We start from the raw sequence: 21,725 nt of genomic DNA on the forward strand, positions 1-21,725 counted from the left end.
GTCGGTGCGGTCGCGGTCGGGAGGGTCGAAATGGCTGGCATCGTCATGGCTGCATCGGGAATCTGGGCCCGCCGCCATGTCGCCCTGGCGGGCCGGAGCGGCGGAATGAACGGCGGACGGTACGGCGGAATGGAAACGGAGGCGGCGCCAGCGATGTAACGGTTGACGCACCCGCAACTGTAGACCATCGGTCACGGCCACAGTTCGACGCGCCGCCCGGAATCGCCCGGCGGTGACCCGTGCAGAACCCGAGCCGCCGCGGCCCCGGCATCGCCAAAGCGTGGCCGTCCGCGCGGCGCATTATCCGTCATTACCCGGGGAATGCCGTCCCGTTCCGCTATAATTCACGGTTTTCAAAGCGCAAGAACACCATGGAAGCAGAACGCCTCAACGCCATCTCCGGCGCCATCTCCGATCTCCGTTCCCGGACGGAAGATCTACGGGGGTATCTTTGACTACGACGTCAAGGTAGGACGTCTGGCCGAAGTCAACGGCGAACTGGAGGACCCCGAGGTCTGGAACAACCCGAAGCGGGCCCAGGACCTCGGCAAGGAAAAGAAGATGCTCGAAGGCGTGGTCCAGGTACTGGGCAAGCTGACCGAGGATCTGGAAAGCGCGCAGGAGCTGTTCGAGCTCGCGCGTGAAGAGGGCGACGACGACACGCTGGTGTCGATCGAAGAGGACGTCAAGGGCTTCGAGGCGGCGGTCGCCGACATGGAGTTCCGCCGCATGTTCTCCGGCCAGCTCGATCAGGCCAATGCCTTCATCGACATCCAGGCCGGCGCCGGCGGTACCGAGGCGTGCGACTGGGCCTCGATGCTGCTGCGCCAGTACCTGAAGTACTGCGAGCGCAAGGGCTTCAAGGCCGAGGTGCTGGAAGAATCCGAGGGCGATGTCGCCGGCATCAAGAGCGCCACGATCAAGGTCGAGGGCGAATACGCGTTCGGCTATCTGCGCACCGAGACCGGCGTGCACCGCCTGGTGCGCAAGTCGCCGTTCGACTCGTCGGGCGGCCGGCATACGTCGTTCTCGTCGGTGTTCGTCTATCCGGAGGTCGACGACTCGTTCGAGGTCGAGATCAATCCGGCGGACCTGCGCGTCGATACCTATCGCGCCTCGGGCGCGGGCGGCCAGCACATCAACAAGACCGATTCGGCCGTGCGGATCACGCATATCCCGACCGGCATCGTCGTGCAGTGCCAGAACGACCGCTCGCAGCACCGCAACCGTGCCGAGGCGATGTCGATGCTGAAGTCGCGCCTGTACGAGCACGAGATGCGCAAGCGCCAGGCCGAGGCCGACAAGCTCGAATCGACCAAGACCGATGTGGGCTGGGGCCACCAGATCCGCTCGTATGTGCTGGACCAGAGCCGCATCAAGGACCTGCGCACCAACGTCGAAATGTCCAACACGCAGAAGGTGCTGGACGGCGACCTGGACACCTTCATCGAGGCGAGCCTGAAACAGGGCCTGTAAGCGCAGGCCGAGCGTTGCAGCACCAGCAGGACCGGCGCCCGCTCGCGCCACCCATCCCGCGGCGCGGCCGTGCCGCGGGGTCCGACCTCTCTCCGCCAGGGCGATATCCATGACCACAGCCGCATCGACTGACGCATCGACCGCCGCATCGACCGACGCATCGACCGACGCATCCCATCTGATCATCGTCACCGGCGCCTCGCGCGGGCTGGGCGCGGCGCTGGTGCGCGCGCTGATGGTCCCGGGCAACCGGCTGGTGTGCGTGGCGCGCAGCCGCAATGCGGAACTGGAGCAGGCCGCGCAGGCCAGCGGCGTGCCGATCGCCTGGCACCTGCAGGACCTGTCGAAGCCCGCGCAGGCGGCGAGCTGGCTGGCGAGCGTACTCGACAGCGTCGACGCCCCCGCCAGCGCGACGCTGGTGCTGAACGCCGGCGTGATCGAGCCGATCGCGCCGATCGCCGAGCTGCAGGAGGCCACGCTGGTGCCGCACTTGATGACCAACCTCGTGTCGCCGATGACGCTGACCGCGGCCTTCCTGGCGCGCAGCGAGCGCTTCGGCTGCCCGCGCAAGGTGCTGGCGATCTCGTCCGGCGCCGCGCGCCGGCCGGTCGAGGGCTGGAGCGCCTACTGCGCCGGCAAGGCCGCGCTCGACATGTTCGTGCGCTCGGTCAATGCCGAGTACGCGTCGGTGCCGGCCGAGCGCGGCGTGCGCGCAGTGGCGCTGGCCCCGGGCGTGGTCGATACCGGCATGCAGGCCGCGATCCGCGAGGCCGACTTCGCGCAGGTCGAACGCTTCCGCTCGCTGAAGGCCAACGCGCAGCTGACCAGCCCCGACGAGGCCGCCGCCCGCATCGCCACCTATCTGCAGCGCGCCGACTTCGGCAGCACCGAACTCGACGATATCCGCAATACCTGACTTTCCCGCGCGGCCCCGTGCCCCGCCCTTTGACGACATCATGACCGAACCCACCCGCGCGCCTGCCGAGCAGGCCCCCGCCGTCGACGAAAACAAGATCATTGCCGAGCGGCGCGAGAAGCTGCAGGCGCTGCGTCAGCAAGGCGTCGCCTTCCCCAACGACTTCCGTCCGACCCATCAGGCCGCCAGCCTGCACGCGCAATACGGCGACGCCGACCAGGCCGCGCTCGAGGCCAATCCGGTCGAGGTCGCGGTAGCCGGCCGCATGATGCTCAAGCGGGTAATGGGCAAGGCCAGTTTCGCCACGGTGCAGGACGGCAGCGGCCAGATCCAGTTCTACATCACGCGCGACAAGGTCGGCGAAGAGGTCTACGCCAACTTCAAGCACTGGGACCTGGGCGACATCGTCAGCGCGCGCGGGCTGCTGTTCCGCACCAACAAGGGCGAACTGTCGGTGCAGGTGCAGGAGCTGCGCCTGCTGTCGAAGTCGCTGCGGCCGCTGCCGGACAAGTTCCACGGCCTGGCCGACCAGGAGATGAAGTACCGCCAGCGCTATGTCGACCTGATCGTCTCGCCGGAGACGCGCGCGACCTTCCGCGCCCGCACGGAAGCGATCTCGTCGCTGCGCCGTCATATGGCCGAGGCCGGCTTCATGGAAGTCGAGACGCCGATGCTGCATCCGATTCCCGGCGGCGCCGCGGCCAAGCCCTTCATCACGCACCACAACGCGCTGGACATGCAGATGTTCCTGCGCATCGCGCCCGAGCTCTATCTGAAGCGGCTGATCGTCGGCGGCTTCGAGCGCGTGTTCGAGATCAACCGCAACTTCCGCAACGAGGGGGTCAGCCCGCGCCACAACCCCGAGTTCACGATGATGGAGTTCTACGCGGCCTATACCGATTACCGGTGGCTGATGGACTTCACCGAGGACCTGATCCGCAAGGCGGCGATCGACGCGCGCGGCAGCGCGACGCTGACCTATCAGGGACGCGAGCTGGATCTGTCGAAGCCCTTCCACCGGCTGACCATCACGCAGGCGATCCAGAAGTACGCGCCGCAATACACCGATGCGCAGCTGGCCGATGCCGACTTCCTGCGCGCGGAGCTGAAGAAGTTCGGCGTCAACACCGGCGCGCCGCAATTCCTCAACGCGGGCCTGGGCACGCTGCAACTGGTGCTGTTCGAGGAGACCGCCGAGAGCCAGCTGTGGGAGCCGACCTTCATCGTCGACTATCCGGTCGAGGTGTCGCCGCTGGCGCGCGCCTCCGATACGGTGCCCGGCATCACCGAGCGCTTCGAGCTGTTCATCACCGGCCGCGAGATCGCCAACGGCTTCTCCGAGCTCAACGACGCCGAGGACCAGGCCGAGCGCTTCCGCAAGCAGGTCGAGCAGAAGGACGCGGGCGACGAGGAGGCGATGTATTTCGACGCGGACTACATCCGCGCGCTGGAATACGGCATGCCCCCGACGGGCGGCTGCGGCATCGGCATCGACCGGCTGGTGATGCTGCTGACCGACAGCCCGAACATCCGCGACGTCATCCTGTTCCCGCACCTGCGGCGGGAAGACTGAGCCGTGCCGCGCCGATGGGCGCGGGCTCGAGCCATGAAAAAGCGCGCTCCAGGAGCGCGCTTTTTTTGTCCGCACCGCCGGCCGATGGCACAGACCATGATCCGGCCGGGCCGGCCCGACGTTCGTACCGCTGCTGCACTACTGCATGACCGCCCTGCCGCCCTACTGGGCTTCCTCGATCCACGCGGCCTGGATGGCCTCGAGGATCTTTTCGCCGGACCGCTCGGGCAGGTCGTCGAAGCCGTCCAGCTCCAGCACCCAGCGGCGCAGGTCGGTGAAGCGCACCGTCAGCGGATCGACATCGGGGTACTTGTCGTACAGCGCTGCCGCGATGTCAAAGGTATCCGTCCATTTCATCAGGGGTTCTCCAAGGTCTTCGTTCGCCATGGAATCGCCATGCCGCCGGGGCAGGCAACACGGGCCTCAGTGGCCTTCCTTGGCGTGGTTGATGGTGTATTTGGGAATCTCGATGGTCAGGTCTTCGTCGGCGACGATGGCCTGGCAGGACAGCCGGGAATTCGGCTCGAGGCCCCAGGCCTTGTCGAGCAGGTCTTCCTCTTTCTCTTCGGCTTCGTTCAGCGAATCGAAGCCCTCGCGCACCACCACGTGGCAGGTGGTGCAGGCGCAGGACTTCTCGCAGGCATGCTCGATCTCGATGTCATGCTCGAGCAGCACGTCGCAGATGCTGGTGCCCTTCCTGGCTTCGATCACGGCGCCCTCGGGGCAGTATTCGGCGTGGGGCAGTACGACAATCTGTGGCATATGGGGTCCTGATATTGGGGATGGCGGGCGACGCGGGAAGTGAAATGGAGCGCCTCAGCCGAGCTCCTGCACCTTGCGGCCGGCCAGCGCTTGCTTGATCGAGCGGTCCATGCGGCGGGCCGCGAACTCGTCGGTGCCCCGCGACAGCGCTTCGATGGCCGCCTTGATCGCCAGATGGTCGTCGCCGGCGGCGGTCTCGCGCACGCTCGTCATCAGGGCTTCGACCTCGGCGCGCTCGTCGTCCGACAGCAGGTCGCCGTCGGCCTGCAGCGCGCTGCGCGTGGCCTCGAGCAGCCGCTCGGCCTCGACACGCTCCTCGGCGAGCGCGCGGCTCTTCATGTCGTGCTCGGCCTCGCGGAAGCTGTCCTGCAGCATCCGCGCGATATCGTCGTCGCCGAGGCCGTACGAGGGCTTGACGGCGATCGAGGCCTCGACGCCCGACTGCGTCTCGCGGGCCGACACCGACAGCAGCCCGTCGGCGTCGACCTGGTAGGTCACGCGGATACGGGCCGCGCCGGCCACCATCGGCGGAATGCCGCGCAGCTCGAAGCGCGCCAGCGAACGGCAGTCGCTGGCCAGTTCGCGCTCGCCCTGCAGCACGTGGATCGCCATCGCGGTCTGGCCGTCCTTGAAGGTGGTGAACTCCTGCGCGCGCGCGACCGGGATCGTGCTGTTGCGCGGGATGATCTTCTCGACCAGGCCGCCCATGGTTTCGACGCCCAGCGACAGCGGAATCACGTCGAGCAGCAGCCAGTCATCGCCCGGCGCGTTGTTGCCGGCCAGCAGATTGGCCTGCATCGCCGCGCCCAGCGCGACCACCTTGTCCGGATCGAGATTGGTCAGCGGCGGCTGGCCGAAGAAATCGGCGACCGCCTTGCGGATCGACGGCATGCGCGTGGCGCCGCCGACCAGCACCACGCCCTTGACCTCGTCGGGCGCCACGCCGGCATCGCGCAGCGCCTTGCGCACCGGCGCCAGCGTCTTCTGCACCAGATGCGCGGTCATCTCGCGGAACTGCTCGGCGGTGAGCGGCAGATGGACGATCTCGCCGGTGGTCAGCACCGCGTCGATCACCGTGCTGTCGGCTTCCGACAGCGCTTCCTTGGCGGCGCGCGCGCGCACCATCAGCAGGCGGGTGTCCTCGGCCGACAGCGGCTGCAGGCCGGCCTGCTCGACGATCCAGCAGACCAGCCGCTGGTCGAAGTCGTCGCCGCCCAGCGCGGAATCGCCGCCGGTCGCCATCACCTCGAAGACGCCCTTGGTCAGCTTCAGCACCGAGATGTCGAAGGTGCCGCCGCCGAGGTCGTAGACCGCGTAGATGCCTTCCGAGGCGTTGTCGAGCCCGTAGGCGATCGCCGCCGCGGTCGGCTCGTTCAGCAGGCGCAGCACTTCGAGGCCGGCCAGGCGCGCCGCGTCCTTGGTCGCCTGGCGCTGCGCGTCGTCGAAATAGGCGGGCACGGTGATCACCGCGCCGACCAGGTCGTCGCCCAGCGCATCCTCGGCGCGCTGGCGCAGCGTGGCCAGGATCTCGGCCGAGACCTCGACCGGGCTCTTGATGCCGGCGACGGTCTTGATCTGCAGCATGCCGGGCGCGTCGACGAAGTCGTACGGGCTGTGCTCGATATGCGCGACGTCGTGCAGGCCACGGCCCATGAAGCGCTTGACCGAGACGATGGTGTTCTTGGGATCGCGCACCGCCTCTTCCTGGGCGCGGAAGCCGATCTGCGCGGTCTGGTTCGGCAGATAGCGCACCACCGACGGCAGCAGCGTACGGCCGCTCTCGTCGGCTAGCACCTCGGGAATGCTGTTGCGAACGGCCGCCACCAGCGAGTTGGTGGTGCCGAGGTCGATACCGACCGCAAGCCGTCGCTGGTGGGGTGCCGGCGACATGCCGGGTTCGGAAATCTGAAGCAGTGCCATGTCAATCTTCTGTTGTCGGGGCGAGCGGCGCGATGGCCGGGCGAAGGTCCTGGGCGCGCGCCGCCGGATTACCCGCTTTTGCCGGGGCGCCATTGTGTCATGGCCCCCGCGATGGTGCCTGCCGCGCTAGCTTTCGAGGCGGTCGATCGCCTCGCTCGCGTCGTGCTCGATCTTCTCGACGAACATCAGCTGGCGCGCCGCGGCGGCCGCGGCCTCGTCGTCGCCGGCATCGAGCAGGCCGCCGAGCGCGCTCTGGCGTTCGCGCTTCTCCTGGCGCAGCGAGCGCAGCAGCGCGTCCAGCGCCGCGGCGTCGCGCTGCTGTACCGCGTCCTGCAGCGCCTCGCGCCACTCCATCTGCTGCATCAGGAAGTCGGGCGCCATGGCCGTATTGTTCTCGGCCTGGATATCGATGCCGCGCAGCGACAGCAGATAGATCGCGCGCTTGAGCGGCTGGCGCAAGGTCCGGTAGGCCTCGTTCGCATGCGCGGCCCATTGCATCGCGACGCGCCGCTCGGCGTCGCCGGCATGGGCGAAGCGGTCCGGATGGGCCTGCGATTGCACCGTGCGGTAGGCGGCGTCGAGCGCTGCCTCGTCGACGGTGAAGCGGGCCGGCAGCCCGAACAGGGCGAAGTAATCGTCTTTCAAGGTAGTCCTGCTGGAAGGCTATGGCGGAGGCGGCGGTGCCTCGTCCGTGAGGCGCCACCGCCGTGCCCGGCCCTCTCCCGCCAGCGGGAGAGGCACACGCTCAGGCCGCCGGCCTTAAACGCGGAACGATTCGCCGCACCCGCACTCGTCCTTGACGTTCGGGTTGTTGAAGCGGAAGCCTTCGTTCAACCCTTCGCGGGCGAAGTCGAGCTCGGTGCCGTCGATGTACGGCAGGCTCTTGGGATCGACCACCACCTTGACGCCGTGCGACTCGAACACCTGGTCCTCCGGCTGCAGCTCGTCGACATACTCGAGCTTGTACGCCAGGCCGGAACAGCCGGTCGTCTTGACGCCGAGCCGCAGGCCGATGCCCTTGCCCCGGCGGTCCAGATAGCGCGAAACGTGCTTCGCGGCTTTTTCGGTCAATGTGATCATCGCTACCACTTCCCTTCGATCGCTCAGGCGGCCTGTTGCGTCGGGGCGCCCGCGTGCTTCTTCTTGTAGTCCTCGACCGCGGCCTTGATCGCGTCCTCGGCCAGGATCGAGCAGTGGATCTTGACCGGCGGCAGCGCCAGTTCCTCCGCGATCTGGGTGTTCTTGATCTCCAGCGCCTGGTCCACGGTCTTGCCCTTGACCCACTCGGTCACCAGCGACGACGAGGCGATCGCCGAGCCGCAACCGTAGGTCTTGAACTTCGCGTCTTCGATCACGCCCTGCTCGTTGACCTTGATCTGCAGCTTCATCACGTCGCCGCAAGCGGGCGCGCCCACCATGCCGGTGCCGACGGCGTCGTCGTTCTTGTCGAACGAACCGACGTTACGGGGGTTTTCGTAGTGGTCGAGTACCTTGTTGGAGTAAGACATGTTGGCTACCTCTGTGACGTATCTTTTATGGGGTCGGTTGGACAGCGTTCAATGCGCCGCCCATTGAATCGAATTCAGGTCCACGCCGTCCTTGTACATCTCCCACAGCGGGGACAGGTCGCGCAGCTTGCCGATCTTGCTCTTCAACAGTTCGACCGTGTAATCGATCTCCTGTTCGGTGGTGAAGCGACCGACGGTGAAGCGGATCGAGCTGTGCGCCAGTTCGTCGTTGCGGCCCAGCGCGCGCAGCACGTAGGACGGCTCCAGCGAGGCCGAGGTGCAGGCGGAGCCCGACGACACCGCGACATCCTTGATCGCCATGATCAGCGACTCGCCTTCGACGAAGTTGAAGCTGACGTTCAGGTTGTGCGGCACGCGGCGCTCGAAATCGCCGTTCAGGTAGACCTCTTCCATGCCCGACAGGCCGTTCCACAGGCGGTCGCGCAGCATGCGGATGCGCTCGTTCTCGGTCGCCATTTCCTCGCGGGCGATGCGGAAGGCCTCGCCCATGCCGACGATCTGGTGCGTCGCCAGCGTGCCCGAACGCATGCCGCGCTCGTGGCCGCCGCCGTGCATCTGCGCCTCGATGCGCACGCGCGGCTTGCGGCGGACGTACAGCGCGCCGATGCCCTTCGGGCCATAGGTCTTGTGCGCCGAGAACGACATCAGGTCGACCTTCAGCTTCGACAGGTCGATCGCGACCTTGCCGGTGGCCTGCGCAGCGTCGCAATGGAAGATGATGCCCTTCTCGCGGCAGATCTCGCCGATCTGCTCGATGTCCTGGATCACGCCGATCTCGTTGTTGACCAGCATCACCGAGACCAGGATGGTGTCCGGGCGCAGCGCCTGCTTGAACACCTCGATGTCGATCAGGCCGTTTTCCTGCACGTCCAGGTAGGTGACCTCGAAACCCTGGCGCTCCAGTTCGCGCGTGGTGTCGAGCACGGCCTTGTGCTCGGTCTTGACCGTGATGATGTGCTTGCCCTTGCCCGAGTAGAAATTGGCCGCGCCCTTGATGGCGAGGTTGTCGGACTCGGTCGCGCCGGAAGTCCAGACGATCTCGCGCGGATCGGCGCCGACCAGCGCGGCCACCTGCTCGCGCGCTTCCTCGACGGCCTTCTCGGCTTCCCAGCCGTAGGCGTGACTGCGCGACGCGGGATTGCCGAACTGCTCGCGCAGATACGGAATCATCTTGTCCGCCACGCGCGGGTCCACCGGCGTGGTGGCCGAATAATCCATGTAGATCGGGAAATGTGGGGTGCTCATCGTTGTCACTGCCTTGTTTTGACTGCCTGGTGGGACACTGTGCGTCGCCTGGCTGGAGTCCCGCTCAGGACTGCGCCAGGCTGAAAACCGAATTCACCATCTTGGGCCGGGCGGGCTTGTCCGCCTTTTCCGCCGCGCCGGGCTGCGCCGTCCGCGCCGCCGGGGCGCTCTGGCGGACACCGCCCTCCTCGCGCATGTCGCGCAGCACGCCGGGCTGGCGGGCGCGCTGCTGTTCGACCAGATCCTTCAGCGAGACCGAGTCCAGATACTCGACCATCTTCTGGTTCAGGGTCGCCCACAGTTCGTGGGTCATGCAGCGGCCGGTATTCTCGTCGCCATTGCAATTGCCCTTGCCGCCGCACTGGGTGGCATCGAGCGGCTCGTCCACCGCGATGATGATGTCGGCCACCGTCACGTCCTCGGACTTGCGCGCCAGGCTGTATCCGCCGCCCGGGCCGCGCACGCTCTCGACGATCTGATGCCGGCGCAGCTTGGCGAACAGCTGTTCCAGATAGGACAGGGAGATCTTCTGGCGCTGGCTGATGCCGGCCAGCGTCACCGGACCCTGGTCCTGGCGCATGGCCAGGTCGATCATGGCGGTGACCGCGAAGCGGCCTTTGGTCGTCAATCTCATGATTGCGGGGGTAATACCTGATGAATTTCGTCAAGTATAAATTTCCCGACTAAATCGGTCAACTACCCCATGTCACTTCTTCGGCAGATCCCCTGGTGATGGCAAGGGCATTGCCGCAGTCGGGGACGGTCAGGCTCGGCCTGCCTCCGCGTCAGCCGGCGCCTGGCGCGGCGGCACGATCAGCGACAGCGGATGGCGCAGGATGCGCCCCCGCACCGCGGCGCTAAGCGCACGCCGGTCCACCCGGCGCAGATTGCGCGAGCGCAGTGCCATGTAAAAGGCCAGCGCGAAGCTGACCGCAACGTTCAACAGGCCCATCAGCGCGATGCCGGCCACCGCCAGCCACAGCGCCGGCATCCGCAGCGCATCGAGGCCCAGCACGCCGATCGCGGTACCGACCGAGCCTGTCGACAGCGTTACGTGGCGCACCTCCATATGCGGACCGAAGAAGCTCAGGATCTCGGGCCCCAGCCCGAGCAGAAAGCCCAGCGACACATTTCCCGCGATGCCGGACAGGTTGCGCTTCCAGAAGTCGGCCAGCCGCATGGCGCCCCGCTCGCCCAGCACATAGCGCAGCCGTCGATGGTAGGCGAGCACGTCGTGCACGCGGTGCAGCGCGAACCAGTTGTCCGCCCACCCCGAAATCAGGCTCGACAGCCACAGCAGCACGCCGGTGAAGATCGCGTACAGCGGCGTCGGACCCAGGATCGAGAACGACTCGATGGTGGCGATCGCCTTGGCCGGGGTGATCAGGTTGACCGACAGCAGCTTGCCGGCCAGCCACTGGATCGCCAGCGCCACCGGAAACACCACCGCCAGATTGCCGACGATGGCCGCCGCGTTCGAGCGGATCATCGCGACGGTATCGTCGACGAAGGCCTCCCTGCCCTCCGGCCGCCCCACCGCATCGAGCCGATGCGCCAGGGCCGGACCGGTCATCGCCGGCTGCTTGGTCGCCAGCGTGAAATGCGCGAAATGGATCGCCAGGAAGCTGCCGGCATAGTTCAGCGACGCCAGCAGCCCCTCGATGAACTTGTCCAGGTGCAAGCCATAGATCAGGAACTTCAGATAGACCGTGGCCACGGTGATCAGCCCACCGCCGGCCGCGGCCCGCACCAGCTCGCCGTACTCCTTGCGGTCGCGCGTGATGTAGTGCTCGCCGGTCTCGGCCGAGCGCTCGACCACCTTGCGCGCCAGATGCGAGAACGATTCCGCGGCCAGATGCTTGACGCTGCGGCGCGCCTGCGTCGAACGGATCAGTTCGCCGGCCAGCTGCGCGACCTTGCCGCGGCGCGCGGGGTCGGCCCAGGCGGCGAGCAGCATGTCGATACGGGCCAGCCGCACCTTCATCCGCTCGATCTGGAACACCACTTCGACGGAGACGCCGTTCTCCTCGAGATCCGCGTAGACATGGCGCGCGGCGTCGTGGCAGCCGTCGAGCAGCGCACGGCAGTAGTTCAGGCGGTGCAGGAAGACATCGCTGTCGCGCACCAGCCCTTCCTCGCACAGCGCCGCCACGGCGGGGCCGAGCCGGAAGAACGGCGTGTCGTCGACCCGGCCCGGCAGCCGCGCGCGGATCGCCTGGCTGAGCCCGGTGGCGCGCACCTGGCTGGCCAGCACCTGGATGCTGCTGGCCAGCGTGCGCTCGAGATGGTCCCAGTAGCGGGCGGGCAGGGTCTGGCGTGCGGCGGCGGCTTGGCCATCGCGCGTGCCTTCGACCGGGCCTTCGCCTGCGCCTGTGCCTGCAATCCCCACTGCGTCTGCGCCTTCAGCCGCCGCTTCACCCGCGCCTTCACCCGCGCCTTCACCCGCCCCTTCACCCGCCCCTTCATCCACCTCTTCACCCGGGCCGTCAGCCGGGCCTTCGCCGGCGGCCTCGTCCGGCGCAAACATCAGCAGCGCGCCGAGCCGTTCGAGCAGCTCCGCATCGAGCGCCGCCACCCAGTCGGCGTCGCGCTCGCCGACGAACAGCAGCGCGAACAGATCGGCCATGTCGCCGCGGTTCGGCGGCGGCGACAGGAAGCGCGCCTGCAGGCGGTCCATCATCTCGCCCCAGAAGCCCGGGTGCGAGGCCACGCCGGTGTCGCAGAAGAGCCCGGTCGGATCGTTGTCCCGCAGGATGGTGCGGACCGTACGGGCAAAGCGTGCGGCCAGGTCAGGATTGCGTTCGAGCACCTGCAGCAGATAGCGCAGCCGGACGTGCTCGGGCCAGACGTCGTCGCCCGAGGTCGGCCCGGCGGCCGGGGCAGCGCCCGTAGCCGGCCAGCCATCGCGGCGCAGCCAATAGCCCAATTCGATCAGCCAGCCGTTGCGCTCGGCCAGCGTGCCGTCGGGATTGGCCGCGGACAGGATGGCGTCCAGCTGCAGGCTGGCATTGCGCGACTCGCGCCATTTGCGAAGCAGGGTTCGGAACATCGGGAAGGAACGGAAAGACTGGCGCGAATCGGGTCGGACGCACGCCGGTGATCAGGCAGGCAGACGGGCGGCGGCGCGGCCCCGCGGTCATTGTCGCTGGCGCAGCATTGCGACGATGCCCTCGCAGGCGTCCTCGACGTAATCGAGCACGCGCTCGAAGCCGTCGCCTTCGCCGTAGTAGGGATCGGGCACCTCGTCGGCATCGTGCCGGGTGGCGAAGTGCATCAGCAGCTTGACCTTGTGGCGATGCTCGGGCGGGCACAGGGCCTGCAGCCGCGCGAGATTGTCGCGGTCCATCGCCAGCACCAGGTCGAAGCGGGCGAAGTCCTCGACCGCGGCCAGCCGCGCGCGCTGGCCGGCGAGGTCATAGCCGCGCGCCAGCGCATGCTGCTGCGCGCGGCGGTCGGGCGCATGGCCCAGGTGATAGCTGTGGGTGCCGGCCGAATCGACCTCGACGGCGTCGGCCAGGCCGGCCTGGGCGAGTTTGGCGCGCAGCACGCCTTCCGCGGTCGGCGACCGGCAAATATTGCCCATGCAGCACATCAGAATGGCAAAGCGTTTCATCGTTTCCAATCTCACGCCGGCAGCGCCCCGCCCTCGCCCGCCGCGCCGAACACCTGCTGCTTGAGCTTGCTCAGCTGGTCGCGGACCTGCGCGGCTTGCTCGAACTCCAGGTTCTTGGCATGGTCGAGCATCTTCTTCTCGAGGCGCTTGATTTCCTTGGCGACCTGCTTCTCGCTCATGTCCTCGTAGCGGGCGCGCTCCTCGGCGGCCATCAGCTCGGCCTTGACCTCGTTCGGATCGTAGACGCCGTCGATGATGTCCTTGATCCGCTTGACCACGCCCCGCGGCGTGATGCCGTTGGCGGTATTGAAGGCGATCTGCTTGTTGCGGCGGCGCTCCGTCTCGTCGATGGCCTTGCGCATCGAATCGGTGATGCGGTCGGCGTACAGGATCGCGGTGCCGTTGACGTTGCGCGCGGCGCGGCCGATGGTCTGGATCAGCGAGCGCTCGGCGCGCAGGAAGCCTTCCTTGTCGGCATCGAGGATCGCCACCAGCGAGACCTCGGGGATATCCAGGCCCTCGCGCAGCAGGTTGATGCCGACCAGCACGTCGAAGGCGCCCAGGCGCAGGTCGCGGATGATCTCGACCCGTTCCACCGTGTCGATGTCCGAATGCAGGTAGCGGACCTTGATGCCGTTCTCGGACAGGAATTCGGTCAGCTGCTCGGCCATCCGCTTGGTCAGCGTGGTCACCAGCACGCGTTCGCCCGCCTGGATCCGCAAATGGATTTCCGACAGCAGATCGTCGACCTGCGAGACGGCGGGACGCACGGTGATGATCGGATCGACCAGGCCGGTGGGCCGCACCACCTGCTCGACTACCTGGCCCGCATGGGCGCGCTCGTAGTCGGCCGGCGTGGCGGTGACGAATATCGCCTGCCGCATCTTGCGCTCGAACTCCTCGAACTTCAGCGGCCGGTTGTCCATCGCGGACGGCAGCCGGAAGCCGTATTCGACCAGCGTGGTCTTGCGCGAGCGGTCGCCGTTGTACATCGCGTTGAGCTGGCCGATCAGCACGTGCGATTCGTCCAGGAACATCAGCGCGTCGGGCGGCAGATAGTCGACCAGCGTCGGCGGCGGGTCGCCGGGACGGGCGCCGGACAGATGGCGCGAATAGTTCTCGATGCCCTTGCAGAAGCCCAGCTCGGCCAGCATTTCGAGGTCGAAGCGCGTGCGCTGCTCCAGCCGCTGCGCCTCGACCAGCTTGTTTTCCTTGTAGAAGAAATCGAGCCGCTCGCGCAGCTCCGCCTTGATCGCCTCGATGGCGCGCAGCACCGTCTCGCGCGGCGTCACGTAGTGGCTCGACGGATAGACCGTGAAGCGCGGAATCTTCTGCCGCACCTTGCCGGTCAGCGGATCGAAGTACTGCAGCGACTCGATCTCGTCGTCGAACAGCTCGACCCGCACCGCCACCTCGGCGTGTTCGGCCGGGAAGATGTCGACGGTGTCGCCGCGCACGCGGAAGGTGCCGCGCTGGAAATCGGTGTCGTTGCGGGTGTACTGCATCGCGATCAGCCGCCCGATCACGTCGCGCTGGCTGATGCGGTCGCCGGCCCGCAGAGTCAGAATCATCTGATGGTATTCGTTCGGGTTGCCGATACCATAGATCGCTGACACCGTCGCCACGATGATCGTGTCGCGCCGCTCCAGCAGGCTCTTGGTCGCCGACAGCCGCATCTGCTCGATATGCTCGTTGATCGACGAGTCCTTCTCGATGAACAGATCGCGTTGCGGGACGTAGGCTTCCGGCTGGTAGTAGTCGTAGTAGCTGACGAAGTACTCGACCGCGTTGCGCGGAAAGAACTCGCGGAATTCGGAGTAGAGCTGGGCGGCCAGCGTCTTGTTCGGGGCAAAGACGATGGCCGGCCGCCCCATCCGGGCGATCACATTGGCCATCGTGAAGGTCTTGCCCGAGCCCGTCACGCCGAGCAGCGTCTGGTAGGACAGGCCGTCCTCGATGCCTTCGACCAACTGGCGGATCGCCTCGGGCTGGTCGCCGGCCGGCGGATAGGGCTGATACAGCTGAAACGGCGAACCGGGGAAGCTGACGAATTTGTCCTCGTCCAGGGTGTGCGCGGCATCCGCGAGAGGCACGGCGAGATTCGACATAGACAGGCAGAAAACCTTTGGAATACGGGCGGATACGCTAGAATCTCGGGGTTGCGCGGTCCGTTTCAAGGCGGACCCACCGCACGCCCCCAGCGCAGTCCGAGCATTCTACGCCTTCCCGTTTTGTTACATAGCTGACCACGAGAATCCCAAATGAGTTTGTTTTCTGCCGTCGAGATGGCCCCGCGCGATCCCATCCTGGGCCTGAATGAAGCGTTCAACGCCGACACCCGTGCCAACAAGGTCAATCTGGGCGTGGGCGTGTACTTCACCGACGAAGGGAAGATTCCGCTGCTGCGCGCGGTGCAGGAAGCCGAGAAGGCACGCCTGACGACGGCCACCCCGCGTGGCTACCTGCCGATCGAGGGCATCGCGGCCTACGACCAGGCAGTGCAGACGCTGCTGTTCGGCAAGAACTCGCCGCTGATCACGGAAGGCCGTGTGGTGACGGCTCAGGCACTCGGCGGCACCGGCGCGCTGAAGATCGGCGCCGACTTCCTGAAGCGCCTGTATCCGAACGCCAAGGTCGCGATCAGCGATCCGAGCTGGGAAAACCACCGCGCGCTGTTCGAAGCTGCCGGTTTCCAGGTGGTCAACTATGCCTATTACGACGCCCCCAGCCACGGCCTGAATTTCGCCGGCATGGTGGAGTCGCTGAAGTCGTATCCGGCCAACACGATCGTCGTGCTGCACGCCTGCTGCCACAATCCGACCGGCGTCGACCTGTCGGCCGAGCAATGGCAACAGGTGGTCGGCCTGATCAAGGAACGGAACCTGATCCCCTTCCTCGACATGGCCTACCAGGGCTTCGCCGACGGCATCGACCAGGACGGCGCCGCGGTGCGTCTGTTCGCCGAGTCGGGCCTGCCGTTCTTCGTCTCGAGCTCGTTCTCGAAGAGCTTCTCGCTGTATGGCGAACGTGTCGGCGCGCTGTCGATCGTGACGACCGGCAAGGAAGAGGCGCAGCGCGTGATGTCGCAGGTCAAGCGCGTGATCCGCACCAACTACTCGAACCCGCCGACGCATGGCGGCACCGTGGTCGCGACCGTGCTGAACAGCCCGGAACTGCGCGCGATGTGGGAGGAAGAACTGGCCGAAATGCGCGACCGCATCAAGCAGATGCGCCACGCGCTGGTCGACAAGCTGGCCGCCAAGGGCGTGTCGCGCGACTTCTCCTTCGTCAAGGCGCAGCGCGGCATGTTCTCGTACTCGGGCCTGACCACCGAACAGGTCGAGCGCCTGAAGTCGGAACACGGGATCTATGCGGTCGGCACCGGCCGCATCTGCGTGGCGGCGCTCAATAGCCGCAATATCGACGCCGTGGTCGACGCGATCGCCGCGGTGCTGTAAGCCTCGGGACCACTCCTGACGCCAGCGGGCCCATCGTCGATGGGCCCGCGTGCTTTCTGCTGGCCGTTTCAAACTCTGCCACCCCGTTCCAATCGGCCCGGCCGCTCCAGCGGCGCCCGCCGCCGGCTGCTTGCGCCTCCCAGCTTATCGGCGCGCTTTGTGCGCCGCACAGCACCCACATCGCCCACCCTGTCGGTGTAGTCCAACACCGCGCCAGAATTACAGCCATTGTCCTATTGAGTTCCACTCACGCCGGCATACCTTTAGGTATATGCTGCGTTGCAAGATTGTGCGTACGGTCGTTCGCAAAACGAACGAGTTGAGCGCATAATCCGCCACAGCAAAACCCGATATCGAAAGGCAGGTGTGCGGCAATGCTTTACCAACTGCATGAATTTCAGCGCTCGATCCTGAACCCGCTGACCGCGTGGGCCCAGGCGACGGCCAAGACGTTTACCAACCCCCTGAGCCCGCTGTCGCTGGTGCCGGGGGCCACCCGGCTGGCCGCGGGCTACGAGCTGCTGTACCGGCTCGGCAAGGAATACGAGAAGCCCGCCTTCGACATCAAGTCCGTGCGCTCCAACGGCCGCGATATTCCGATCGTCGAACAGACGATCATGGAAAAGCCGTTCTGCAAGCTGATCCGCTTCAAGCGCTACGCGGACGATCCCGACACGATCAAGCTGCTGAAGGACGAACCGTCGGTGCTGGTCTGCGCGCCGCTGTCCGGCCACCACGCGACGCTGCTGCGCGACACGGTGCGCACGCTGCTGCAGGACCACAAGGTCTATGTGACCGACTGGGTCGACGCGCGCATGGTGCCGGTCGAGGACGGCCCCTTCCACCTGGCCGACTACATCCGCTACATCCAGGAATTCATCCGCCATCTCGGCGCCGAGGACCTGCATGTCGTGTCGGTCTGCCAGCCGACCGTGCCGGTGCTGGCCGCGATCTCGCTGATGGCCTCCGCCGGCGAGAAGACGCCCAAGACGATGACGATGATGGGCGGTCCGATCGACGCGCGCAAAAGCCCGACCGCGGTCAATTCGCTGGCGACCAACAAGTCGTACGAGTGGTTCGAGAACAATGTCATCTACACCGTGCCGGCCAACTATCCCGGCCACGGCCGGCGCGTCTATCCCGGCTTCCTGCAGCATGCCGGCTTCGTCGCGATGAACCCCGACCGCCATCTGTCCTCGCATTACGACTACTACCTCAGCCTGATCGAGGGCGATGCCGACGATGCCGAGGCGCATGTGCGCTTCTACGACGAATACAACGCCGTGCTGGACATGGCGGCCGAGTACTACCTCGACACCATCCGCGAAGTCTTCCAGGAGTTCCGGCTGGCCAACGGCACCTGGGAAATCCAGGGCGAGCCGGTGCGGCCGCAGGACATCAAGCACACCGCGCTGATGACGATCGAAGGCGAGCTCGACGACATCTCTGGCGCGGGCCAGACCGCCGCCGCGCACGACCTGTGCGCGGGCATTCCGAAGACCCGCAAGCAACATCTGACCGCGCCCAGGTGCGGGCACTACGGCATCTTCTCCGGCCGGCGCTGGCGCGAAACGATCTACCCGGAACTGCGCGATTTCATTCGCAAGTACCGCTGAGCCGAACTGAGCCGGGCCGAGCTGAGCCGAACTGAGCCGGGCCGAGCCGACCGAGCCCGACCCAGCCGACCGAGCCCGACTCGGCCGACCGAGGCGAAGACAGATCATCAACAGCTCACCAGCCGATCGCCAATGAGAAACGGGACCGCAACGCGGTCCCGTTTTCCTTGCCCTTTCCCGGCCCCTAGCGCCGCGCCAGATACGCCAGCAGCATGTCCGTATGCAGCTGCGCGAAGCGCTCGTGCTCGTCCTGCGAGGCCACGTCGCGGCCGATCACCGCGCTGATGGTGTAGCGGTTCGACAGCACGTAATAGCCGAGCGCCGAGATCGTCAGATAGAGCTGCGGCACATCGACGCCGTCGCGGAACACGCCCTGCCGCTGGCCGCGGCGAACGATCTCGGCCAGCACGTCGACCACCGGATTGACGAGGTCGTGCAGCTGCGTGGATTTCTTCAGGTGCCGCGCCTCGTGCAGGTTCTCGCTGTTGACCAGGCGGATGAACTCGGGATGCTGGTAGTACCAGTCCCAGACGAAGCGGGCCAGCTTGCGGACCGCGGCGACCGGGTCCTCGTCGCCGATCTGCAGGCGCTCCTCCGCGGCGCGGAACTGCGCATACTGGCGTTCGAGCACCGCGAGAAACAGGCCCTCCTTGCTCCCGTAGTAGTAATACAGCATGCGCTCGTTGGTCTCGGCGCGGCGGGCAATCTGGTCGACGCGTGCGCCGGCCAGGCCGCCCTTGGCGAACTCCTCGGTGGCCGCATCCATGATGCGACGACGGGTTCCTTCGGGATCGCGTTTCGTCTTGGTGGCGTTCGACATGCGTGGTCGGCTCGATTTTGTGGATGATGGCATGGCGCACCTGCGCCACTGGCGCGGGCGCTCCGGGTTGATCAGCTTCGGCGCCATGGCAAAGGGCGCATCTTCATGGTTTCTGCGGCGCGGCGAAATCGGGGATAATCCTTGCCGCGTCAGCCGCACCGTACGGCTGCACCTTGTGTTACCCCGCATCGTTCCCCTGCTTTCGTGACCGCTTCCGCCGCCGATACCGCTTCCGCTTCCCCCGCCGCTGCTTCCCTGGACGTCGGTCTGGCGGCCCGCGCCGACCGCCTGGAAGCCCTGCTGCCCCAGACGCAATGCACCAAGTGCGGCTTTCAGGGATGCCGTCCTTATGCCGAGGCCATGGCGCGCGGGGAGGCCGACTGCAATCGCTGCCCGCCCGGCGGTGCCGAAGGTATCCGGCGGCTGGCGGCCGAGCTCGGTGTCGCGCCGTTGCCGCTCGATCCGAGTCATGGCACCGAACAGCCGCGCGCGGTCGCGCGGATCGACGAGACGCTGTGCATCGGCTGCACGCTGTGCATTCAGGCCTGCCCGGTCGACGCGATCGTCGGCGCCGCCAAGCAGATGCACACCGTGCTGCCGGACTGGTGCACCGGCTGCGACCTGTGCGTGGCGCCCTGCCCGGTCGACTGCATCGCGATGATCCCGGTCACCGGCGAGCGCACCGGCTGGGACGCCTGGTCGCAGCCGCAGGCCGACGCCGCCCGTGCCCGCTACCTGTCGCGCAAGCAGCGGCTGGTGCGCGAGCGCGAGGAGAACGAAGCGCGCCTGGCGGCCAAGGCCGCCGCCAAGCTCGAAGCGCTGCGCCAGGAAGCGGCGGCGTCCGAGGCCGAGCGCCAGGCGCAGGAGCGCAAGAAGGCCATCATCCAGGCGGCGATCGAACGGGCGCGCCAGAAGCGGCAGGCCGCCCAGCCGCTCAACGCCGCACCGGCCGATCCGGTTGACCGCCCCGAGCCGGCGCCAGCCGCCGGGCCGGAACATCCCGACCATCCTGTCCCCTCCGACACCAAGCGACCACAATGAACGCCGCCAAGTGCCGCGCGCTGTTTGAAACGCTCAGAGAAACCAACCCGTCGCCCACCACCGAACTCGAGTACAGCTCGCCGTTCGAACTGCTGATCGCCGTGCTGCTGTCGGCGCAGGCCACCGATGTCGGCGTCAACAAGGCCACCCGCAGGCTGTTCGCGATCGCCAACACGCCGCAGAAGATCCTGGCCCTGGGCGAGTCGGGGCTGATCGAATACATCAAGACCATCGGCCTGTACAAGACCAAGGCGAAGCACGTGATGGAGACCTGCCGGATCCTCGCGGAGCGCTACGGCGGCAAGGTGCCGGCCGATCGCGAGGCGCTGGAAGCGCTGCCGGGCGTCGGCCGCAAGACCGCCAACGTGGTGCTGAACACCGCCTTCGGCCATCCGACCGTCGCGGTCGACACGCACATCTTCCGCGTCAGCAACCGCACCGGACTGGCGCCCGGCAAGACCGTGCAGGCCGTCGAGATGAAGCTGCTGGAGGTCGTGCCCGACGAGTTCCTGCACGACGCGCACCACTGGCTGATCCTGCACGGCCGCTACGTCTGCAAGGCGCGCAAGCCCGAATGCTGGCATTGCGCGATCGAGACGCTGTGCGAGTACCCGGACAAGACGCTGCCGCCGCGCCTGTGACCACGCGAGCAGCCAGCGCGGTGACCTGATCATCCGTCGACCGGTCACCCGGTCACCCGGTCACCCGGTCACCCGGTCACCCGGTCAACCGGTCAACCGGTCCGGTCACCGGTCATCCTTTCACCCGATCAGACGATCCGGCAGGCCTCGTCGAAGCTCAGGCGCGGGTTGCGCGGGAACAGCTTGTCGGCGTCGCCATAGCCGAGGTTGATCAGGAAGTTGACCGACCATTTGCCGTCGGGGAAGAACGCCGCATTGACCTTGGCGGGGTCGAAGCCGCCCATCGGCCCGCAGTCGAGGCCGAGCGCGCGCGCCGCCAGGATCAGATAGGCACCTTGCAGCGAGCTGTTGACCAGCGCGTCGCGGGCGATCTTCTCCGGCTGGCCGACATACCAGGAACGGGCATCGGCGTGCGGGAACAGCCTGGGCAGCTGCTCGTGGAAGGCGGTATCGAAGGCGACGATCGCGGTCACCGGGGCCGAACGGGTCTTGTCGACATTGCCCGGCGACACGCATTCGACCAGCTTCGCCTTCTGCGCCGCGGTCTTGACGAACACGATGCGGGCCGGCGAGCTGTTGGCCGCGGTCGGGCCGAACTTCATCGCCTCGTACAGCTGATGCAGCACGGCATCGTCGATCTGCCGGTCCTGCCAGGCGCTATGCGTACGGGCCTCGGTGAACAGTTGGGCGATGGCGGCCTGGTCGAGCGATTTCATGCGGATTCCTCAGGGAAGTACGGGAAAGGGCGCATTCTACCGACGCGTTCCACCCGTTCCACGCCAAGGATTTCAGCAAGCCGTTCAATTTTGTTGTACAGGCGCTGGCGCCGTGCCCTTGCGCGTCAGCCACAGCACGCCGGCCAGGATCAGGCCGCCGCCGACGGCCTGGGCCAGGCCGGTCTGCTCGCCCAGCAGCAGCGCGGCCAGCAGCACCGTGACCACCGGTTCGAGCGTGGACAGCATCGAGGCCTGCGCCGCGCCGAGCCGCTGCAGGCCGGCGAAGAAGGTCAGGATGGCCAGCACCGTCGACAGCAGCGCGATCGCCGCCAACGCCAGCCAGCCGCCGGCATCGGCCGGAAACTGCGGCGGCATGCCGGCCGCGGCCCGGGCCAGCGC

Annotated in this window: 21 protein-coding genes and 2 pseudogenes; 8 read left to right on the plus strand and 15 right to left on the minus strand. The window is 66.9% G+C overall.

The annotated features are described in order from the left end of the window. The first annotated feature begins 371 nt into the window (after nt 1-371). The 3 genes from prfB to lysS all read left to right on the plus strand — a co-directional run bounded on the left by prfB (nt 372) and on the right by lysS (nt 3,965). A protein-coding gene (gene prfB, locus AC6EI8_RS12520; protein WP_149319307.1) for a peptide chain release factor 2 occupies nt 372-1,476 on the plus strand; the annotation gives its coding sequence in 2 pieces (ribosomal slippage) (nt 372-452 and nt 454-1,476; 1,104 coding nt in all). A gap of 109 nt (nt 1,477-1,585) precedes the next feature. After that, nucleotides 1,586-2,392 (plus strand): SDR family oxidoreductase, encoded by an 807-nt coding sequence (locus AC6EI8_RS12525; protein ID WP_498382061.1) that lies wholly within the window; start codon nt 1,586-1,588, stop codon nt 2,390-2,392. A gap of 40 nt (nt 2,393-2,432) precedes the next feature. Then, nucleotides 2,433-3,965 (plus strand): lysine--tRNA ligase, encoded by a 1,533-nt coding sequence (lysS, locus tag AC6EI8_RS12530; RefSeq protein ID WP_149319308.1) that lies wholly within the window; start codon nt 2,433-2,435, stop codon nt 3,963-3,965. A gap of 162 nt (nt 3,966-4,127) precedes the next feature. Here lysS and iscX read toward each other — a convergent pair whose 3' ends face one another. The 12 genes and pseudogenes from iscX to uvrB form a co-directional block, all read right to left on the minus strand. Further along, entirely contained in the window at nt 4,128-4,322 is a 195-nt protein-coding gene (iscX, locus tag AC6EI8_RS12535) for a Fe-S cluster assembly protein IscX (protein WP_149319309.1), read from the minus strand. Nucleotides 4,323-4,388: 66 nt separating this feature from the next. Beyond that, entirely contained in the window at nt 4,389-4,727 is a 339-nt protein-coding gene (fdx, locus tag AC6EI8_RS12540) for an ISC system 2Fe-2S type ferredoxin (RefSeq protein WP_053821506.1), read from the minus strand. Between the two features lie 54 nt (nt 4,728-4,781). Beyond that, entirely contained in the window at nt 4,782-6,647 is a 1,866-nt protein-coding gene (hscA, locus tag AC6EI8_RS12545) for a Fe-S protein assembly chaperone HscA (protein WP_150081805.1), read from the minus strand. A 126-nt stretch (nt 6,648-6,773) separates the two neighbouring features. Continuing rightward, a complete protein-coding gene (gene hscB / locus AC6EI8_RS12550) occupies nt 6,774-7,292 on the minus strand; it encodes a Fe-S protein assembly co-chaperone HscB (RefSeq protein WP_149319311.1) in 519 nt (172 codons plus the stop codon). A gap of 114 nt (nt 7,293-7,406) precedes the next feature. Next, nucleotides 7,407-7,727 (minus strand): iron-sulfur cluster assembly protein IscA, encoded by a 321-nt coding sequence (gene iscA / locus AC6EI8_RS12555; protein ID WP_023263777.1) that lies wholly within the window; start codon nt 7,725-7,727, stop codon nt 7,407-7,409. 23 nt (nt 7,728-7,750) lie between these two features. Next, nucleotides 7,751-8,155 (minus strand): Fe-S cluster assembly scaffold IscU, encoded by a 405-nt coding sequence (gene iscU / locus AC6EI8_RS12560; protein WP_053821503.1) that lies wholly within the window; start codon nt 8,153-8,155, stop codon nt 7,751-7,753. A gap of 48 nt (nt 8,156-8,203) precedes the next feature. Then, nucleotides 8,204-9,421, minus strand: a complete 1,218-nt coding sequence (locus AC6EI8_RS12565; RefSeq protein WP_149319312.1) for an IscS subfamily cysteine desulfurase — start codon at nt 9,419-9,421, stop codon at nt 8,204-8,206. Nucleotides 9,422-9,485: 64 nt separating this feature from the next. After that, nucleotides 9,486-10,055 carry a Fe-S cluster assembly transcriptional regulator IscR gene (gene iscR / locus AC6EI8_RS12570; protein WP_150081799.1) on the minus strand — a complete coding sequence of 190 codons (570 nt, stop codon included), beginning with the start codon at nt 10,053-10,055 and terminating at the stop codon, nt 9,486-9,488. A gap of 129 nt (nt 10,056-10,184) precedes the next feature. After that, nucleotides 10,185-11,723 (minus strand): annotated as a pseudogene (locus tag AC6EI8_RS12575) (site-specific recombinase); the annotation flags it as partial. 204 nt (nt 11,724-11,927) lie between these two features. After that, nucleotides 11,928-12,470: pseudogene (locus tag AC6EI8_RS12580) on the minus strand (transporter-like protein); the annotation flags it as partial. 87 nt (nt 12,471-12,557) lie between these two features. Next, complete coding sequence (locus AC6EI8_RS12585) at nt 12,558-13,034, minus strand: low molecular weight protein-tyrosine-phosphatase (protein ID WP_149319315.1); 477 nt, start codon at nt 13,032-13,034, stop codon at nt 12,558-12,560. Between the two features lie 11 nt (nt 13,035-13,045). Beyond that, entirely contained in the window at nt 13,046-15,142 is a 2,097-nt protein-coding gene (gene uvrB, locus AC6EI8_RS12590) for an excinuclease ABC subunit UvrB (RefSeq protein WP_149319316.1), read from the minus strand. A gap of 153 nt (nt 15,143-15,295) precedes the next feature. On the opposite strand from uvrB, the gene AC6EI8_RS12595 reads away from it, so the two are divergent. Together AC6EI8_RS12595 and AC6EI8_RS12600 are read left to right on the plus strand one after the other, a co-directional pair. After that, nucleotides 15,296-16,492, plus strand: a complete 1,197-nt coding sequence (locus AC6EI8_RS12595; RefSeq protein WP_498382063.1) for an amino acid aminotransferase — start codon at nt 15,296-15,298, stop codon at nt 16,490-16,492. A 374-nt stretch (nt 16,493-16,866) separates the two neighbouring features. Then, nucleotides 16,867-18,108: a polyhydroxyalkanoate depolymerase gene (locus AC6EI8_RS12600; protein ID WP_149319318.1), complete on the plus strand. Its 1,242-nt coding sequence runs from the start codon at nt 16,867-16,869 to the stop codon at nt 18,106-18,108. Nucleotides 18,109-18,292: 184 nt separating this feature from the next. On the opposite strand, the gene AC6EI8_RS12605 is transcribed toward AC6EI8_RS12600, so the two are convergent. Next, on the minus strand, nt 18,293-18,928 hold the full coding sequence (locus AC6EI8_RS12605; RefSeq protein WP_149319319.1) for a TetR/AcrR family transcriptional regulator: 636 nt from the start codon (nt 18,926-18,928) through the stop codon (nt 18,293-18,295). On the opposite strand from AC6EI8_RS12605, the gene AC6EI8_RS12610 reads away from it, so the two are divergent. From AC6EI8_RS12610 to nth, 3 genes are read left to right on the plus strand one after another with little or no spacing between them, the layout of a single operon-like run. Continuing rightward, nucleotides 18,912-19,136 carry a hypothetical protein gene (locus AC6EI8_RS12610; protein WP_149319320.1) on the plus strand — a complete coding sequence of 75 codons (225 nt, stop codon included), beginning with the start codon at nt 18,912-18,914 and terminating at the stop codon, nt 19,134-19,136. The two genes, AC6EI8_RS12605 and AC6EI8_RS12610, sit on opposite strands and share 17 nt — an antisense overlap. 47 nt (nt 19,137-19,183) lie before the next feature. Then, nucleotides 19,184-19,969 carry an electron transport complex subunit RsxB gene (gene rsxB, locus AC6EI8_RS12615; protein ID WP_498382065.1) on the plus strand — a complete coding sequence of 262 codons (786 nt, stop codon included), beginning with the start codon at nt 19,184-19,186 and terminating at the stop codon, nt 19,967-19,969. Then, nucleotides 19,966-20,610 carry an endonuclease III gene (gene nth / locus AC6EI8_RS12620; RefSeq protein ID WP_149319321.1) on the plus strand — a complete coding sequence of 215 codons (645 nt, stop codon included), beginning with the start codon at nt 19,966-19,968 and terminating at the stop codon, nt 20,608-20,610. Before rsxB ends, nth begins: the two co-directional genes overlap by 4 nt. 128 nt (nt 20,611-20,738) lie before the next feature. Here the strand turns inward: nth and AC6EI8_RS12625 are convergent, their stop codons facing one another. Together AC6EI8_RS12625 and AC6EI8_RS12630 are read right to left on the minus strand one after the other, a co-directional pair. After that, a complete protein-coding gene (locus AC6EI8_RS12625) occupies nt 20,739-21,326 on the minus strand; it encodes a malonic semialdehyde reductase (RefSeq protein ID WP_150081793.1) in 588 nt (195 codons plus the stop codon). Nucleotides 21,327-21,410: 84 nt separating this feature from the next. After that, the coding region (locus AC6EI8_RS12630) for a DMT family transporter (protein WP_498382064.1) at nt 21,411-21,725 on the minus strand (315 nt) is incomplete at its 5' end.

It is taken from the genome of Cupriavidus sp. R6-3 (genome assembly GCF_059772245.1).

Excerpts from the sequence above, each read along its gene's own strand:
- AC6EI8_RS12525 (WP_498382061.1), top strand. The coding sequence starts at position 1,586 with ATGACCACAGCCGCATCGACTGACGCATCGACCGCCGCATCGACCGAC.
- lysS (WP_149319308.1), top strand. The coding sequence starts at position 2,433 with ATGACCGAACCCACCCGCGCGCCTGCCGAGCAGGCCCCCGCCGTCGAC.
- iscX (WP_149319309.1), bottom strand. The coding sequence starts at position 4,322 with ATGAAATGGACGGATACCTTTGACATCGCGGCAGCGCTGTACGACAAG.
- fdx (WP_053821506.1), bottom strand. The coding sequence starts at position 4,727 with ATGCCACAGATTGTCGTACTGCCCCACGCCGAATACTGCCCCGAGGGC.
- hscA (WP_150081805.1), bottom strand. The coding sequence starts at position 6,647 with ATGGCACTGCTTCAGATTTCCGAACCCGGCATGTCGCCGGCACCCCAC.
- iscA (WP_023263777.1), bottom strand. The coding sequence starts at position 7,727 with ATGATCACATTGACCGAAAAAGCCGCGAAGCACGTTTCGCGCTATCTG.
- iscU (WP_053821503.1), bottom strand. The coding sequence starts at position 8,155 with ATGTCTTACTCCAACAAGGTACTCGACCACTACGAAAACCCCCGTAAC.
- AC6EI8_RS12565 (WP_149319312.1), bottom strand. The coding sequence starts at position 9,421 with ATGAGCACCCCACATTTCCCGATCTACATGGATTATTCGGCCACCACG.
- iscR (WP_150081799.1), bottom strand. The coding sequence starts at position 10,055 with ATGAGATTGACGACCAAAGGCCGCTTCGCGGTCACCGCCATGATCGAC.
- AC6EI8_RS12585 (WP_149319315.1), bottom strand. The coding sequence starts at position 13,034 with ATGAAACGCTTTGCCATTCTGATGTGCTGCATGGGCAATATTTGCCGG.
- uvrB (WP_149319316.1), bottom strand. The coding sequence starts at position 15,142 with ATGTCGAATCTCGCCGTGCCTCTCGCGGATGCCGCGCACACCCTGGAC.
- AC6EI8_RS12595 (WP_498382063.1), top strand. The coding sequence starts at position 15,296 with ATGAGTTTGTTTTCTGCCGTCGAGATGGCCCCGCGCGATCCCATCCTG.
- AC6EI8_RS12600 (WP_149319318.1), top strand. The coding sequence starts at position 16,867 with ATGCTTTACCAACTGCATGAATTTCAGCGCTCGATCCTGAACCCGCTG.
- AC6EI8_RS12605 (WP_149319319.1), bottom strand. The coding sequence starts at position 18,928 with ATGTCGAACGCCACCAAGACGAAACGCGATCCCGAAGGAACCCGTCGT.
- nth (WP_149319321.1), top strand. The coding sequence starts at position 19,966 with ATGAACGCCGCCAAGTGCCGCGCGCTGTTTGAAACGCTCAGAGAAACC.
- AC6EI8_RS12625 (WP_150081793.1), bottom strand. The coding sequence starts at position 21,326 with ATGAAATCGCTCGACCAGGCCGCCATCGCCCAACTGTTCACCGAGGCC.